This is a genomic window from Pseudomonas sp. 2848, assembly GCF_003253945.1.
Lineage (GTDB): Bacteria > Pseudomonadota > Gammaproteobacteria > Pseudomonadales > Pseudomonadaceae > Aquipseudomonas.
In genome coordinates this window covers 178702-194836 of sequence record NZ_QKZD01000008.1, presented here as the reverse complement: position 1 = coordinate 194836, position 16135 = coordinate 178702, and the positions used below count along the sequence as shown (strand labels likewise).

At 64.6% G+C, this 16135-nt stretch carries 18 protein-coding genes; 16 read left to right on the top strand and 2 right to left on the bottom strand.

From position 1 onward, the window contains the following. Positions 1–251: 251 nt before the first annotated feature. Positions 252–779: an RNA polymerase factor sigma-70 gene (locus tag DFS21_RS17660; RefSeq protein WP_046856458.1), complete on the top strand. Its 528-nt coding sequence runs from the start codon at positions 252–254 to the stop codon at positions 777–779. A 56-nt stretch (positions 780–835) separates the two neighbouring features. Here the strand turns inward: DFS21_RS17660 and DFS21_RS17655 are convergent, their stop codons facing one another. Further along, entirely contained in the window at positions 836–1636 is an 801-nt protein-coding gene (locus DFS21_RS17655; RefSeq protein ID WP_110699081.1) for an ABC transporter substrate-binding protein, read from the bottom strand. Between the two features lie 184 nt (positions 1637–1820). On the opposite strand from DFS21_RS17655, the gene DFS21_RS17650 reads away from it, so the two are divergent. Both DFS21_RS17650 and DFS21_RS17645 read left to right on the top strand, forming a co-directional pair. Next, complete coding sequence (locus tag DFS21_RS17650; protein ID WP_111532734.1) at positions 1821–2372, top strand: exonuclease domain-containing protein; 552 nt, start codon at positions 1821–1823, stop codon at positions 2370–2372. A 72-nt stretch (positions 2373–2444) separates the two neighbouring features. Then, positions 2445–2729 (top strand): pyrimidine/purine nucleoside phosphorylase, encoded by a 285-nt coding sequence (locus DFS21_RS17645; protein WP_110699085.1) that lies wholly within the window; start codon positions 2445–2447, stop codon positions 2727–2729. Positions 2730–2852: 123 nt separating this feature from the next. Here the strand turns inward: DFS21_RS17645 and DFS21_RS17640 are convergent, their stop codons facing one another. Continuing rightward, a complete protein-coding gene (locus DFS21_RS17640) occupies positions 2853–3542 on the bottom strand; it encodes an alpha/beta family hydrolase (RefSeq protein ID WP_110699163.1) in 690 nt (229 codons plus the stop codon). A 49-nt stretch (positions 3543–3591) separates the two neighbouring features. Between DFS21_RS17640 and ccoN (DFS21_RS17635) the strand changes: the two genes are divergently transcribed. The 13 genes from ccoN (DFS21_RS17635) to DFS21_RS17570 all read left to right on the top strand — a co-directional run bounded on the left by ccoN (DFS21_RS17635) (position 3592) and on the right by DFS21_RS17570 (position 16102). After that, positions 3592–5016: a cytochrome-c oxidase, cbb3-type subunit I gene (gene ccoN, locus DFS21_RS17635; RefSeq protein ID WP_050706570.1), complete on the top strand. Its 1425-nt coding sequence runs from the start codon at positions 3592–3594 to the stop codon at positions 5014–5016. A 13-nt stretch (positions 5017–5029) separates the two neighbouring features. Continuing rightward, positions 5030–5638, top strand: coding sequence for a cytochrome-c oxidase, cbb3-type subunit II (gene ccoO, locus DFS21_RS17630; RefSeq protein WP_046856462.1), 609 nt, complete (start codon positions 5030–5032; stop codon positions 5636–5638). A 5-nt stretch (positions 5639–5643) separates the two neighbouring features. Continuing rightward, a complete protein-coding gene (locus tag DFS21_RS17625) occupies positions 5644–5838 on the top strand; it encodes a cbb3-type cytochrome c oxidase subunit 3 (RefSeq protein WP_046856463.1) in 195 nt (64 codons plus the stop codon). Continuing rightward, positions 5835–6776: a cytochrome-c oxidase, cbb3-type subunit III gene (gene ccoP, locus DFS21_RS17620; RefSeq protein WP_102684963.1), complete on the top strand. Its 942-nt coding sequence runs from the start codon at positions 5835–5837 to the stop codon at positions 6774–6776. Before DFS21_RS17625 ends, ccoP (DFS21_RS17620) begins: the two co-directional genes overlap by 4 nt. Before the next feature lie 434 nt (positions 6777–7210). After that, the gene (ccoN, locus tag DFS21_RS17610) at positions 7211–8653 is read left to right on the top strand and encodes a cytochrome-c oxidase, cbb3-type subunit I (RefSeq protein ID WP_046856465.1); all 1443 of its coding nucleotides are present in this window, start codon (positions 7211–7213) and stop codon (positions 8651–8653) included. Beyond that, positions 8653–9261 (top strand): cytochrome-c oxidase, cbb3-type subunit II, encoded by a 609-nt coding sequence (gene ccoO / locus DFS21_RS17605; RefSeq protein ID WP_023631369.1) that lies wholly within the window; start codon positions 8653–8655, stop codon positions 9259–9261. The genes ccoN (DFS21_RS17610) and ccoO (DFS21_RS17605) overlap by 1 nt, the downstream gene beginning before the upstream one ends. Before the next feature lie 5 nt (positions 9262–9266). Continuing rightward, positions 9267–9458: a CcoQ/FixQ family Cbb3-type cytochrome c oxidase assembly chaperone gene (locus DFS21_RS17600; protein ID WP_031315534.1), complete on the top strand. Its 192-nt coding sequence runs from the start codon at positions 9267–9269 to the stop codon at positions 9456–9458. Then, positions 9455–10438: a cytochrome-c oxidase, cbb3-type subunit III gene (ccoP, locus tag DFS21_RS17595; RefSeq protein ID WP_110699087.1), complete on the top strand. Its 984-nt coding sequence runs from the start codon at positions 9455–9457 to the stop codon at positions 10436–10438. The genes DFS21_RS17600 and ccoP (DFS21_RS17595) overlap by 4 nt, the downstream gene beginning before the upstream one ends. Positions 10439–10695: 257 nt before the next feature. Next, complete coding sequence (gene ccoG / locus DFS21_RS17590) at positions 10696–12111, top strand: cytochrome c oxidase accessory protein CcoG (RefSeq protein ID WP_102684960.1); 1416 nt, start codon at positions 10696–10698, stop codon at positions 12109–12111. A 15-nt stretch (positions 12112–12126) separates the two neighbouring features. Then, positions 12127–12654, top strand: coding sequence for a FixH family protein (locus DFS21_RS17585; protein WP_110699089.1), 528 nt, complete (start codon positions 12127–12129; stop codon positions 12652–12654). Between the two features lie 106 nt (positions 12655–12760). Further along, positions 12761–15232, top strand: coding sequence for a heavy metal translocating P-type ATPase (locus tag DFS21_RS17580; protein ID WP_256591414.1), 2472 nt, complete (start codon positions 12761–12763; stop codon positions 15230–15232). Beyond that, positions 15214–15426, top strand: a complete 213-nt coding sequence (gene ccoS / locus DFS21_RS17575; RefSeq protein ID WP_046856470.1) for a cbb3-type cytochrome oxidase assembly protein CcoS — start codon at positions 15214–15216, stop codon at positions 15424–15426. The genes DFS21_RS17580 and ccoS overlap by 19 nt, the downstream gene beginning before the upstream one ends. Then, positions 15419–16102: a sulfite exporter TauE/SafE family protein gene (locus DFS21_RS17570; protein ID WP_110699091.1), complete on the top strand. Its 684-nt coding sequence runs from the start codon at positions 15419–15421 to the stop codon at positions 16100–16102. Before ccoS ends, DFS21_RS17570 begins: the two co-directional genes overlap by 8 nt. The last annotated feature ends 33 nt before the right edge of the window (positions 16103–16135 follow it).

Sequence of the window (16135 nt, the reverse complement as noted above, 5' to 3'; positions counted from 1 at the left end):
CGGCAGCCGAGATGTACACAGGGGAACGGATGGGCGGGGGAAGAAATTAGGGCCGTCGGGAAGGCCGCAAAGGCCTGACGCAGAGGCAAATGTTGAAGCGTTTCACAGACTGAAGCTTAGAACCAGAATGGATAGAAACTCATTAACTTTCGTATTTGACAATCATTATCATTACGAATAGCTTGTCGCACGTCGTAGGAAGCCTCCTCAAGAGGTGCGCTCCCTCTCCTCTCTGAGACAAGGTGATTTCCATGGCGGAACAACTATCCACAAGTAAGTGCGATTCACCATTACTCCAGGCATTCGTCGACAACCGCAGCATCCTGGTCAAGATCGCAGCCCGCATCACCGGCTGCCGCTCGCGCGCCGAGGATGTGGTGCAGGATGCCTTCTTCAGGCTCAGCGCCGCCCCGCAGATCACCTCATCGTTCAAGGCCCAGCTCAGCTACCTGTTCCAGATCGTGCGCAACCTGGCCATCGATCACTACCGCAAGCAGGCCATGGAACTCAGGTACTCCGGCAGCGAGGAGGAAGGGATGAACGTGGTCATCCAGAACGCCTCGCCCGAGGCCACCCATATCAACCTCGCTACCTTGGAACACATCGCCGACGCCCTCGACGAACTGCCCAAACGCACCCGCTACGCCTTCGAGATGTACCGCCTGCATGGCGTGCCGCAGAAGGATATCGCCAAGGAGCTGGGAGTCTCGCCGACGCTGGTCAACTTCATGATCCGCGATGCGCTGATCCATTGCCGCAAGAGCAGCCGCCTGGGCTGAGACCGTCATCGCGGGGCAAGCCCGCTCCAACAGGGGCGTGTTTGCAAAACACCACACTAGTCGTGCGGCGCTTCGACGGTGATCTGGTAAGGCTGGAAGATCCGCAGCAGCTCGCCGTTTTCCCGCAGCTGGCGCAACAGGCTGGCGAACGCCTCGGGGCTGATGGACGCCCCTGGGCGCAGCAGCGCGTAGTGATGGTAGACCTGGTCGACCCGTTGCGAGGCCAGCAACTGGCCGGCACTGTCCGGGTTGCGCCTGAGAAAATCGCTGAGGTACGAACGGGTGACCAGGGCGATGTCCGCGCGCCCACGCTCGACCATGTTCAGGTTGCTGTCGTGGGAATAGGTCAGGGTCGCCCTGTAGCGTTTCTTCAACCAGGCCGGGTCCGGGTTGAAATCGGCGAAAGCGTAGTGGTAGCCATTGAACAGCGCCAGGCGCTTGCCTTCGAGATCGTCGAAGTAGTGCTGGTCACGCCCGGCCTGCTGACGGCTGACGAACACCTCGGCATCTTCCAGCCCCATGTCCACGGTCTTGTGGGCAATCTCCTGCCAGCCCCACTGCGGGTTCTCGAAAATCGCCATGTCGGTGCGGCCTTGCTGGAAGTCGCCAAAGCGTCGGGGAATCGAGGTGGGCACCAGGACGAAACGGTGCCGGGACTGCAAACGGTTCAACGCCTCCACCAATTGCGGCAGCAAACCGGTATCGGCGCCCTGCTCGGGGCGCACGGTATACGGAGGAAAGTGCGCCGCCCCGATCTTCACTTCCAGCACCTCGTCGGCCCGCGCCGCACCACCCAGCGCTACCGCGACGAACAACAGCAGGGAAGAGCAAACCTTGGCGCTGGGCAGTGGGATCAAGTCGAGACACTCATCACGGGTAGGGGCCTGAATGCGCCTAAACTAGGCGTTTTCCCACATGGGCACAACCGCCGAATATGCCAAAGTGCCAGGGGATGCCGTGGCTCTCGACTTTGGCTACGCTCTACCGGCCGGCCCGCTCAGATCAGCGCGCCGGCCTTTGTGCATTGAAGGGGAGCCTGGCATGGGCCACTGGTTGGTGATCGACCTGGAAGCCACCACCGACGACGGCGGCTGGCCGGTCACGGAGATGGAAATCATTGAAATCGGCGCAAGCCTGGTCACCCGCGAAGGGCGCGAGGTCGATCACTTCCAGCGTTTCGTGCGCCCCAGGCGCCGGCCGCAATTGACGCCATTCTGCTGCGAACTGACCCACATCACCCAGGCCGACGTCGATGGCGCGGAGAAATTCGACCGGGTCTGGCACCAGTTCGAGCAGTGGCTGCAGCCGCACCAGGCGCAGTTGCAGGCCTGGATAAGCTGGGGCGACTACGACCGCAAGCAACTGCTGCAGGAATGGCAACTGCACCATGTGCGCAGCCTGCTGGAACAACTGCCGCACATCAACCTCAAGCAACGCTTCGCCAAGGCCCGCCACCTGCAGCGCCCGGCGGGCCTGAACAGCGCCTTGCAACTGGCCGGCCTGCAGTTTTCCGGGCAGCAGCACCGAGCCCTGGAAGACGCCCGCAACACCGCCCGCCTGCTGCCCTTTAGCCTGCCGCCGGGCACGGCCTGAAACAGATGACGCTGGGGCGGGCCTTGGGCATACTGGCCAGCCTTTTTTCATTGCTTTTTCAGGAGTCGCCCGATGTTCAAGGTCAATGAGTACTTCGATGGCACCGTCAAGTCGATCGCCTTCGAAGGCAAGGAAGGTCCAGCCACCGTGGGCGTGATGGCCCCGGGCGAGTACGAGTTCGGCACCGCCAAGCGCGAAATCATGCACGTGGTCTCCGGCGCCCTGAGCGTGAAGCTTCCAGGTAGCGACAACTGGGAAACCTTCAATGCTGGCGACAAGTTCAACGTGGCCGCCGACAGCAAGTTTCAGCTGAGGGTGGCCGTGGACACTGCCTACCTGTGCGAGTACCGCGACTAAGCAAGCCGGCCCCTACGCCATTTCCGGGTAGGAGCGGCTTTAGCCGCGATGCAGGCAACGCGATGCCTGGCACCCGCTTCGCGGGTGATCGCGGCTAAAAGCCGCTCCTACAGGGGTTTCTCTTTATGAGAGAAACCTAGCCACCCGCTCCGCCGCCGCCTGCATATGCTGCTCATGGCTGAACCCGGACGCCTTCAGCGGCTTCAGATCATGGTCCGCCGCCGCCAGCCAGCTCACCTCGATCGCCGGCGATAGCGCATACCCCTCGACCGCCTCGCGATTGCCCAGGGCATCCCGCTCGCCCTGCACGATCAGCGTGCGTGTGCGCAGGCCTGCAAGATGCTCCACGCGAGGTTTCTCCGGCTTGCCAACGGCATAGAACGGATACCCCAGGCACACCAGCGCATCGGCGCCCAGTTCATCAGCCAACAGGCTGGCCATGCGCCCTCCCATGGACTTGCCACCTATGGCCAACGGGCCTGCGGCTAAACGCCGCACCTGTTCGTATACAGTCCGCCAGGACTCCAGCAATACCTTCTGCGGATTGGGCGGCCGCTTGCCGCCGTTCAACCGTCGTTCGGCCATGTAGGGAAACTCGAAGCGCACCACCCCTACCCCTTGCCCCGCCAGCCTTTGCGCCATGTCCTCCATGAACCCGCTGTCCATCGGCGCACCGGCGCCGTGGGCCAGGATCAGGCAGCCGCAAACGCCGCGATCCGCCGGAATTTGCGGAGGATCGCAGCGCAAGCCTGGGACATTTCCGATCTTCGCCCATTGATCCCCGTCAATACCGGCACTTTGCCCATTAATCATGCTTGCCTCGCTGTCTAGCCTGCCTATAACCGTGGATGGGAACCCATACATGAACACAACCAGCAGTACCGCCTACAACTATCAGGTGGTCCGCCAATTCGCCATCATGACGGTGGTGTGGGGCATCGTCGGGATGGGGCTCGGCGTCTTCATTGCCGCCCAGCTCGCCTGGCCCGCCTTCAACCTTGACCTGCCGTGGACCAGCTTCGGCCGCCTGCGACCCTTGCATACCAACGCGGTGATCTTCGCCTTCGGTGGCTGTGCCCTGTTCGCCACCTCGTATTATTCGGTGCAACGCACCTGCCAGACCACCCTGTTCGCACCGCGCTTGGCCGCGTTCACCTTCTGGGGCTGGCAACTGGTGATCCTGCTGGCGGCCATCAGCCTGCCGCTGGGCTACACCAGCACCAAGGAGTACGCCGAACTGGAGTGGCCGATCGACATCCTGATCACCATCGTCTGGGTCGCCTATGCCGTGGTGTTCTTCGGTACGCTGATGAAGCGCAACACCAAGCATATCTATGTCGGCAACTGGTTCTTCGGCGCCTTCATCCTGACCGTGGCGATCCTGCATATCGTCAACAACCTGGAAGTACCGGTCAGCCTGACCAAGTCCTACTCGCTGTACGCCGGCGCCACCGATGCCATGGTGCAGTGGTGGTACGGCCATAACGCCGTGGGCTTCTTCCTCACCGCCGGCTTCCTGGGGATGATGTACTACTACGTGCCCAAGCAGGCCGAACGTCCGGTGTATTCGTATCGCCTGTCGATCGTGCACTTCTGGGCGCTGATCACCCTGTACATCTGGGCAGGCCCGCACCACCTGCACTACACCGCGCTGCCGGACTGGGCGCAGTCGCTGGGCATGATCATGTCGCTGATCCTCCTGGCACCGAGCTGGGGCGGCATGATCAACGGCATGATGACCCTCTCGGGCGCCTGGCATAAGCTGCGCAGCGACCCGATCCTGCGCTTCCTGGTCGTCTCGCTGGCGTTCTACGGCATGTCCACCTTCGAAGGCCCGATGATGGCCATCAAGACGGTCAACGCCCTATCCCACTACACCGACTGGACCATCGGCCACGTCCACGCCGGCGCGCTCGGCTGGGTGGCGATGATCTCCATCGGCGCGCTGTACCACACCATCCCGAAAGTGTTCGGCAAGGAGCGCATGTACAGCCTCGGGCTGATCAACGCGCACTTCTGGCTGGCCACTATCGGCACCGTGCTCTACATCGCCTCGATGTGGGTCAACGGTATCGCCCAGGGCCTGATGTGGCGCGCGGTCAACAGCGACGGCACGCTGACCTACTCGTTCGTCGAAACCCTGGTGGCCAGCCACCCAGGCTTCGTCGTGCGCTTCGTCGGCGGCGTGATCTTCCTCAGCGGCATGTTCCTGATGGCCTGGAACACCTGGCGCACCGTGCGTGCCCCGGCTGCCGAGCAAGCCACCGCCAATGCCCAGCTGGCTTGAGGAGTAGAGCCTGATGAAACACGAAGTCGTTGAGAAAAACATAGGCCTGATGGCCCTGCTGATGGTGTTCGCCGTCAGCATCGGCGGCCTGACCCAGATCGTCCCGCTGTTCTTCCAGGACGTGACCAACAAGCCGGTCGAAGGCATGAAGCCCTACACCGCCCTGCAGCTCGAAGGCCGCGACATCTACATCCGCGAAGGCTGCGTCGGCTGCCACTCGCAGATGGTGCGGCCGTTCCGCGCCGAAACCGAGCGCTACGGTCACTACTCGGTGGCCGGCGAAAGCGTCTGGGACCACCCGTTCCTGTGGGGTTCCAAGCGCACCGGCCCGGACCTGGCCCGGGTCGGCGGGCGCTACTCGGACGACTGGCACCGTGCGCACCTGTACAACCCACGCAACGTGGTGCCTGAGTCGAAGATGCCGTCCTACCCGTGGCTGGTGTCCTCGCAGGTCGACAACAGCCACACCGACGTCAAGATGCGCGTCCTGCGCAACCTGGGCGTGCCGTACACCGACGATGACATCGCCGGGGCCAAGGACGCCGTCAAGGGCAAGACCGAGATGGACGCGCTGGTCGCCTACCTGCAGGTGCTCGGCACCGCGATCAAGAACAAGAGGTGAGTGCGATGGAAATGGACATCGGCATGATCCGCGGCCTGGGCACCCTGCTGGTGATGATCGCCTTCATCGGCTTGTCGCTCTGGGTGTTCAACCGCCGCCGCGACCGTGATTTCGCCGAAGCGCGCCTGCTGCCCTTCGTCGACGACCGCCTGCCCCCCGCCGGGCAGGAACCTGCTGCAATGAGGAGTACCCGGCAATGACCACCTTCTGGAGTACGTACATCAGCGTACTGACCATCGGCAGCCTGATCGGCCTGACCTGGCTGCTGCTCGGCACCCGCAAGGGCCAGAGCAGCGACACCACCGACCAGACCATGGGCCACAGCTTCGATGGCATCGAGGAGTACGACAACCCGCTGCCGAAATGGTGGTTCTGGCTGTTCGTCGGCACCCTGGTGTTCTCGGTCGGTTACCTGATCCTCTACCCAGGCCTGGGCAATTGGAAAGGCATCCTGCCCGGCTACGAGAACGGCTGGACCCAGGTGGACGAGTGGCAGAAAGAGATGGACAAGGCTGACGCCAAGTTCGGCCCGATCTTCGCCAAGTATGCCGCCATGCCGGTGGAGGAAGTGGCCAAGGACCCGCAGGCGCTGAAGATGGGCAGCCGGCTGTTCGCCTCCAACTGCTCGGTGTGCCACGGCTCCGACGCCAAGGGCTCCTACGGCTTCCCCAACCTGACCGACAAGGACTGGCGCTGGGGCGGCGAGCCGGAGACTATCAAGGCCTCGATCATGAACGGCCGCCACGGCGTGATGCCGGGCTGGGCCACGGTGATCGGCGAGCAGGGCGTGGCAGATGTCGCCGCGTTCGTGCTGACCAACCTCGATGGCCGCAGCCTGCCGGAAGGCGTCAAGGCCGACCCGGCCAAGGGCCAGGAGATCTTCGCCAGCAATTGCGTGGCCTGCCACGGCCCCGCAGGCAAGGGCACCCCCGCCATGGGCGCACCCGACCTGACCCACCCGCAGGCGTTCATCTACGGCTCGAGCTTCGCCCAGCTGCAGCAGACCATCCGCTACGGCCGCCAGGGCCAGATGCCGGCGCAGCAGGATATCCAGGGCAATGACAAGGTCCACCTGCTGGCGGCCTATGTCTACAGCCTGTCGCAGGATGAAGTGCCGGAAACCGTAACCGCCAAGTAAGCAAGCGCAACACCCCTGTGGGAGCAAGTCCGCTCCCACAGGCCCGCTCTACCCTCCCCACCTTGCACCCCCTCCGAACACAACTAAGCTTGTTGCCACAGTGGCTCCGCTCGCAGCGACCGGAACAGACGTGGTGCACAGCCTGACATCACGCATCCAACCTGGACGCTCGAGCCTGCGGCTTTGGGATGTGCCTTGCGTGCCCGCCCCAAGAACAAAAGCTTGACCGAACGATCAGAAAAACATGGAAAACGGTACACATTACAAATATTTATTTGTGTACAATCGTTCAACCCCCAACGCCACGGGACGGTGGCGAAAAGGGCCTGGACACGGGTCGGCGTACACAACTTGCGTTGCCATAACCCTGGTGGTTATCAATACTGGCGCCGATTTACCAACCAACAAGAACACCCAAACCGTGGAACCTTAGAATGAGCACTGCAATCAGTCCGACTGCTTATAACTATAAGGTCGTCCGCCAGTTCGCCATCATGACGGTGGTCTGGGGGATCCTTGGCATGGGGCTCGGCGTCTTCATCGCCTCGCAACTGGTATGGCCCCAGCTCAACCTGGACCTGCCATGGACGAGCTTCGGCCGCCTGCGCCCGCTGCACACCAACCTGGTGATCTTCGCCTTCGGTGGCTGTGCCCTGTTCGGCACCAGCTACTACGTGGTGCAGCGCACCTGCCAGACCCGCCTGATCTCCGACAGCATGGCCGCCTTCACCTTCTGGGGTTGGCAGGCGGTGATCGTCGGCGCGCTGATCACCCTGCCGATGGGCTTCACCACCACCAAGGAATACGCCGAGCTCGAGTGGCCGCTGGCGATCCTGCTGGCCATCGTCTGGGTCACCTACGCCCTGGTGTTCTTCGGCACCATCGTCAAGCGCAAGACCAAGCACATCTATGTCGGCAACTGGTTCTACGGCGCCTTCATCGTGGTCACCGCGATGCTGCACATCGTCAACCACATCTCGCTGCCGGTGAGCCTGTTCAAGTCCTACTCGGCCTACGCCGGGGCCACCGACGCGATGATCCAGTGGTGGTACGGCCACAACGCCGTGGGCTTCTTCCTCACCACCGGTTTCCTGGGGATGATGTACTACTTCGTGCCCAAGCAGGCCGAACGGCCGATCTACTCCTATCGCCTGTCGATCGTGCACTTCTGGGCGCTGATCACCCTGTACATCTGGGCCGGCCCCCACCACCTGCACTACACCGCGCTGCCGGACTGGGCGCAGTCGCTGGGCATGGTGATGTCGATCATCCTCCTGGCGCCGAGCTGGGGCGGCATGATCAACGGCATGATGACCCTGTCGGGCGCCTGGCATAAGCTGCGTACCGACCCGATCCTGCGCTTCCTCGTGGTGTCGCTGGCGTTCTACGGCATGTCCACCTTCGAAGGCCCGATGATGGCCATCAAGACGGTCAACTCGCTGTCGCACTACACCGACTGGACCATCGGCCACGTCCACGCCGGCGCCCTCGGCTGGGTGGCGATGATCTCGATCGGCGCGGTCTACCACATGATCCCGAAACTCTACGGCCGCCAGCAGATGCACAGTGTCGGGCTGATCAACGCGCACTTCTGGCTGGCGACCATCGGCACCGTGCTGTACATCGCCTCGATGTGGGTCAACGGCATCACCCAGGGCCTGATGTGGCGCGCCATCAACGACGACGGCACCCTCACCTACTCCTTCGTCGAAGCCCTGCAGGCCAGCCACCCGGGCTTCATCGTTCGCGCCCTGGGCGGGGCGTTCTTCGCCTCCGGCATGCTGCTGATGGCCTACAACGTGTACCGCACCGTGCGCGCCGCCAACCCGGTGGAGGCTGAGGAAGCCACCAAGATCGTCGTCGTGGGAGCCCACTGATGAAGCATGAAGCAGTCGAGAAGAACATTGGCCTGATGGCCTTCTTCATGGTCATCGCCGTCAGCGTCGGCGGCCTGACCCAGATCGTCCCGCTGTTCTTCCAGGACGTCACCAACAAGCCGGTCGAGGGCATGAAGCCACGCACCGCGCTGGAGCTCGAAGGCCGCGACATCTACATCCGCGAAGGCTGCGTCGGTTGCCACTCGCAGATGATCCGCCCGTTCCGCGCCGAAACCGAGCGCTACGGCCACTACTCGGTAGCCGGCGAAAGCGTCTGGGACCACCCGTTCCTGTGGGGCTCCAAGCGCACCGGCCCGGACCTGGCCCGGGTCGGCGGGCGCTACTCGGACGACTGGCACCGTGCGCACCTGTACAACCCGCGCAACGTGGTGCCGGAGTCGAAGATGCCGTCGTACCCGTGGCTGGTCGAGCACAAGCTCGACGGCAAGGACACCGCCAAGAAGATGGAAGTGCTGCGCACCCTGGGCACCCCCTACACCGATGAAGACATCGCCGGCGCCGCCGACGCGGTCAAGGGCAAGACCGAGATGGACGCCCTGGTCGCGTACCTGCAAGGCCTTGGCACCCTCATCAAGAGCAAACGGTGACCGTGATGGATATCGGGATGATTCGCGGCCTGGGTACCGTCGTGGTGCTGGTGGCCTTCGTGGGCCTTGCGCTGTGGGTGTTCAGCCCACGGCGCAAGCGGGAATTCGACGAGGCAACGCAATTGCCGTTCGCGGACGACCCCGAGGCCACCCGTCACGTCGAGCAAGCACAAGCTTCTAGGAGCAAAAAACAATGACAACCTTCTGGAGTCTGTACGTCACCGTCCTGACCCTGGGCACCATCTTCGCCTTGACCTGGCTGCTGCTGTCGACCCGCCGGGGCCAGCGCGAGGAGATCACCGACGAAGTCGTCGGCCACGCCTTCGACGGCATCGAGGAGTACGACAACCCCCTGCCGAAATGGTGGTTCTGGCTGTTCGTCGGCACCGTCGTCTTCGCCCTCGGCTACCTGGTGCTCTACCCGGGCCTGGGCAACTGGAAAGGCATCCTGCCGGGCTACGCCTACGTCGACAACGAAAAGAAGACCGAGTTTTCCAACGGCCAGGCCGGTTGGACCGGCGTGCACGAATGGGAAAAGGAAATGGCCAAGGCCGACGCCCGCTTCGGGCCGATCTTCGCCAGGTTCGCCGCCATGCCGGTGGAGGAAGTGGCCAAGGACCCGCAGGCACTGAAGATGGGCGCGCGCCTGTTCGCCTCCAACTGCTCGGTGTGCCACGGCTCCGATGCCCGCGGCGCCTACGGTTTCCCCAACCTGACCGACAACGACTGGCGCTGGGGCGGTGAGCCGGAGACCATCAAGACCACCATCATGAACGGTCGCCATGGCGTGATGCCAGGCTGGGCCACGGTCATCGGCGAACAGGGCGTGGCGGATGTGGCGGCCTTCGTGCTGACCAACCTCGACGGTCGCAAGCTGCCCGAGGACGCCAAGGCCGACCCGGCCAAGGGCAAGGAAATCTTCGCCACCAACTGCGTGGCCTGCCACGGCCCCGAAGGCAAGGGCACCCCGGCGATGGGCGCGCCCAACCTGACCCACCCGCAAGCGTTCATCTACGGTTCGAGCTTCGCCCAGTTGCAACAGACCATCCGCTATGGTCGCCAGGGCCAGATGCCGGCCCAGGCGCAGATGCAGGGCAACGACAAGGTGCATCTGCTGGCGGCGTACGTGTATAGCCTGTCACACCAGGAACAGCAGCAGGCCCCACAAGCCGAGTGATGTCGAACCATGGGAGCGGCGGCACGCCGCTCCCATGGCTGTTTCAGCACATGCAAAAACAGCCGCGACTGACATGGATCAATTGACACCCGCCATAACACGATTCACACCACGAACCCAACGCGACTAAGTGTCGCAGTGCGCCCCGCATGCGCCATCACAGGCGTATCATGGGCCGCAGAGCGCTAGCAGAACGCGCGAGACTGCGGCCGGCACGCACTGGCCGCGGCATTTCTCCACTGCCGTGGGACTTGATGATGAGCAAGCAAATTCCGGTACATGACGTCACCCCGCCTGCCAGCAAAGGGAAGGATTCCGTCGACCTCTACGCCTCGCGCGAAAAAATCTATACCCGCGCCTTCACCGGCATTTTCCGCAGGCTGCGGATGGTTGGTGGCGCGGTATTGTTCCTGCTGTATTTCGGCACCGTCTGGTTGAACTGGGGCGGCCACCAGGCCGTGTGGTGGAACCTGCCCGAGCGCAAGTTCTACATCTTCGGCGCCACCATCTGGCCCCAGGACTTCATCCTGCTCTCGGGCATCCTCATCGTCGCCGCCTTCGGCCTGTTCTTCATCACCGTGTACGCCGGCCGGGTCTGGTGCGGCTACACCTGCCCGCAAAGCGTGTGGACCTGGGTGTTCATGTGGTGCGAGAAAGTCACCGAAGGTGACCGCAACCAGCGCATGAAGCTGGACAAGGCGCCCATGAGCGCCAACAAGCTCCTGCGCAAGCTGGCCAAGCACAGCCTGTGGCTGTTGATCGGCTTCGTCACCGGCATGACCTTTGTCGGTTACTTCGCGCCGATCCGCGAACTGGCGATCGAGTTCTTTACCGGCCAGGCCGATGGCTGGGCCTACTTCTGGGTCGGCTTCTTCACCCTGGCCACCTACGGCAACGCCGGCTGGCTGCGCGAGCAGGTGTGCATCTACATGTGCCCCTACGCGCGCTTCCAGAGCGTGATGTTCGACAAGGACACCCTGATCGTTTCCTACGACCCGCGCCGCGGCGAAACCCGCGGCCCGCGCAAGAAGGACATCGACTACAAGGCCAAGGGTTTGGGCGACTGCATCGACTGCACCATGTGCGTGCAGGTCTGCCCCACCGGCATCGACATTCGTGACGGCCTGCAGATCGAGTGCATCGGCTGCGCCGCCTGCATCGACGCCTGCGACAGCATCATGGACAAGATGAACTACCCCAAGGGGCTGATCAGCTACACCACCGAGCACAACCTGTCAGGGCAGAAGACCCACATGCTGCGCCCGCGCCTGATCGGCTATGCCCTGGTGCTGCTGGTGATGATCGGCGCCCTGGTCACCGCCTTCGCCACCCGTTCGCTGGTGGGCTTCGACGTGGCCAAGGACCGCGTGCTGTACCGCGAGAACGCACAAGGGCGGATCGAGAACGTCTATAGCCTCAAGGTGATGAACAAGGACCAGCGCGACCACGTCTACGTACTCGACGCCGCCGGCCTGCCCGACCTCAAGCTCGAAGGCCAGCGCGAGATCCGCGTGGCCGCCGGCGATATCGTCAACCTGCCGGTGCAGTTGTCGGTCGCACCGGAGCAGCTGCCCTCGACCACCAACGAAATCACCTTCATCCTCAAGGACGCTGACGACAGCGCCAGCCAGGTTGAAGCCAAGAGCCGCTTCATCGGCCCACAGATCCGCTGAAAGAGAACCTAGACAATGCCTGCCGCCACCGCCGCCAGCCCCTGGTACAAGCACCTCTGGCCCTGGATCATCATAGGTATCCTGGCCACCTCGGTGTGCCTGAGCCTGACCATGGTCAGCATCGCCGTGCGCAACCCGGACAACCTGGTCAACGACAACTACTACGAGGCCGGCAAGGGCATCAACCGCTCACTGGACCGCGAGCTGCTGGCCCAAACCCTCAACCTCAAGGCCAGCGTGCACCTGGACGAGCTGACCGGCGAAGTCGAAGTGCGCCTGACCGGCAATAGTGCCCCGCAGACGCTGGAGTTGAACCTGATCTCGCCGACCCAGCCGGCCAAGGACCGCAAGGTGCAGCTGGCACGCACCGAGCCAGGCCGCTATGTCGGCCAGCTGGACGACAAGGTCGACGGCCGGCGCTTCGTCGAGCTGCTCGGCAGCCAGGACGACCATGTGTGGCGGTTGTTCGAGGAGGAGAAGGTCGAGCATGGGGTGACCTTGCAACTGGGCGATGAAGCCATTCAAGGGGCCGAGCACCAGTAACAGCGACACACCACACCTCGTGGGGGCGGGCCTGAAAACCAGCATTCCAGGCCCATCGCGGGGCAAGCCCGCTGCCACGAACCCGCTGCAGCAAGAAGAGATGTCGATGAGCCAACCCACCCCCTGCTACCACTGCGCCCTGCCCGTCCCCGCCGGCAGCCGCTTCACCGCCGTGGTGCTTGGCGAGCCCCGGGCATTCTGCTGCCCCGGCTGCCAGGCGGTGGCCGAGTCCATCGTCGCCGGGGGCCTGCAGCACTACTACCAGCACCGCAGCGACACCAGCGCCAACCCCGAGGCCCTGCCCCGTCAACTCCAGGACGAGCTGGCCCTGTACGACCGCAGCGACGTGCAGCAGACCTTCGTGCGCCACACAGGCGAACTGGCCGAGGCCACCTTGCTGGTCGAGGGCATCAGCTGCGCCGCCTGTGGTTGGCTGATCGAGAAGCACCTGCGCAACCTGCCCGGCGTCGTCGACGCCCGCCTGAACCTGTCCAACCATCGCCTGCTGGTCAACTGGGACGACCAGCAACTGCCACTGTCGCAGCTGCTGGCCGGGCTACGCCACATCGGCTACGCCGCCCATCCCTACCAGCCCGACCAGGCCGCCGAACAGCTGGCCCGGGAGAACCGCAGCGCCCTGCGCCGCCTGGGCGTGGCCGGGCTGCTGTGGTTCCAGGCGATGATGGCGACCATGGCCACCTGGCCGGAATTCAACATCGACCTGTCGCCCGAGCTGCACACCATCCTGCGCTGGGTCGCGCTGTTCCTCACCACGCCCATCGTGTTCTACAGCTGCGCACCGTTCTTCAAGGGTGCGGCCCGCGACCTGCGTACCCGCCACCTGACCATGGACCTGTCGGTGTCGCTGGCCATTGCCCTGGCCTACTGCGCCGGGATCTGGACCGCGATTACCGGCCACGGCGAACTGTATTTCGACACCGTGGGCATGTTCGCCCTGTTCCTGCTCACCGGCCGCTACCTGGAGCGCCGCGCCCGCGAACGTACCGCGGCGGCCACCGCGCAGCTGGTCAACCTGCTGCCGGCCTCGTGCCTGCGACTGGACGCCAACGGCCAGGCCGAGCGCATCCTGCTCGGCGAACTGCAGTGCGGCGACCACGTGCAGGTATTGCCCGGCGCGGTGATCCCGGCCGACGGGCTGATCGTCGACGGCCGCTCCAGCGTCGACGAATCGCTGCTGACCGGCGAATACCTGCCTCTGTCGCGCCACGTCGGCGACCGGGTGACCGGCGGTACCCTCAACGTCGAAAGCACGCTCACGGTCGAGGTCCGGGCCCTGGGCCAGGACTCGCGCCTGTCGGCCATCGTCCGCCTGCTGGAGCGCGCCCAGTCGGAAAAACCGCGCCTGGCGGAAATCGCCGACCGCGCCTCACAATGGTTCCTGCTGTTCACGTTGGTTGCCGCCGCCGTGATCGGTGTCCTCTGGTGGCAGCTCGATGCGCCCCGGGCGTTCTGGATCGTCCTGGCCATGTTGGTCGCCACCTGCCCTTGTGCCCTGTCGCTGGCCACCCCCACCGCCCTCACCGCCGCCACCGGCAGCCTGCACAAGCTCGGCCTGCTGGTGACCCGCGGGCATGTGCTCGAGGGCCTCAACCAGATCGACACGGTGATCTTCGACAAGACCGGCACCCTCACCGAAGGCCGCCTGGCCCTGCGCAGCATCCGCCCGCTGGGCCAACTGGACGCTGACCAGTGCCTGGCGCTGGCGGCGGCGCTGGAAAATCGCTCCGAACACCCCATCGCCCGTGCCTTCGGTCGCGCCGCGCAGGCGGCCGAAACCGTCACCGCCGTGCCGGGGCTGGGCCTGGAGGGCATGCTGGCAAGCCAGCGCCTGCGCATCGGCCAGGCCACCTTCGTCTGCGCACTCAGTGGCGCCGAGGTACCCAACGTACCGGAACCACAGGGGCAATGGCTGCTGCTCGGGGACCAGCAAGGGCCACTGGCCTGGTTCGGCCTGGATGACCGCCTGCGCGACGACGCCCAGGACCTGGTGACGGCCTGCAAGGCACGCGGCTGGAACACGCTGCTGCTGTCCGGCGACAGTTCGCCGATGGTTGCGCAGGTGGCCGCGCAACTGGGCATCGACCAGGCCGTCGGCGGCCTGCGTCCGGACGACAAGCTCGCCCGCCTGAAAACGCTGCAAGGTGAAGGGCGCAAGGTGCTGATGCTCGGCGACGGCGTCAACGATGTGCCGGTACTGGCCGCCGCCGACATCAGCATCGCCATGGGCAGCGCCACGGACCTGGCCAAGACCTGCGCCGACGCGGTGCTGCTGTCCAACCGCCTGCAGGCGCTGGTGCAGGCCTTCGAACTGGCCCGCCGGACCCGCCGCAACATTATCGAGAACCTGCTTTGGGCGACGCTGTACAATGGCCTCATGCTGCCGTTCGCCGCGCTCGGCTGGATCACCCCGGTGTGGGCGGCGATCGGCATGTCGGTCAGCTCGCTGATCGTGGTGCTCAACGCCCTGCGCCTGACCCGGCTGCCCAGCGGCGTGACACCGCCCGGGCGCGAGCCCGCGTCGCTCGAAAGGAAACCGCTATGCCCGCCCTCTACGTGATGATCCCCGCCGCCCTGCTGCTGGTCGGTGTCGCCGTGTACATCTTCTTCTGGGCGGTGGACAGCGGCCAGTACGACGACCTGGAAGGCCCGGCCCACAGCATCCTGTTCGATGACCAGGACCCTTGCCATCAGGCGGCCGTGAAGCCTGAGGGCGAAAAGCCCAAAGACCAGGACACGACCCCGCGTGCCTGAACTGATCCCCCTGCTGGGCTCGGCGCTGGTCCTGGGCCTGCTCGGTGGCGGCCATTGCCTGGGTATGTGCGGCGGCCTGATGGGCGCGCTGACCCTGGCCATCCCTCCCGAGCAGCGCAGCCGGCGCCTGCGCCTGCTGCTGGCCTACAACCTCGGGCGCATCCTCAGCTATGCCGCCGCCGGCTTGCTGCTCGGCCTGGCTGGCGTGGCCCTGGCCAGCAGCCCGCTGGCGACCGGTTTGCGAGTCGCGGCCGCGTTGCTGCTGATCGCCATGGGCCTGTACCTGGCCGGCTGGTGGAGCGGCCTGACCCGTATCGAGGCACTCGGGCGCGGACTTTGGCGCCATGTGCAGCCGCTGGCCACGCGCCTGCTGCCGGTATCCAGCCTGCCCCGGGCCTTGCTGCTGGGCGCCTTGTGGGGCTGGTTGCCGTGTGGCCTGGTGTACAGCACCCTGCTGTGGGCGGCGAGCCAGGGCGATGCACTGCACAGCGCGGCGCTGATGCTGGCGTTCGGCCTGGGCACCTGGCCGGTGCTGCTGGCCACGGGGCTGGCGGCCGAGCGGATGGGTAGCCTGCTGCGCCGTCGCGGAGTGCGCATGGCCGGCGGCGTGCTGGTGATTCTCTTTGGCCTGTGGACCCTGCCCGGTCCTCACCAGCACTGGCTCATGGGGCATTGAGGGGCTGCTGCGACCGCCAGATCTCCTGATACA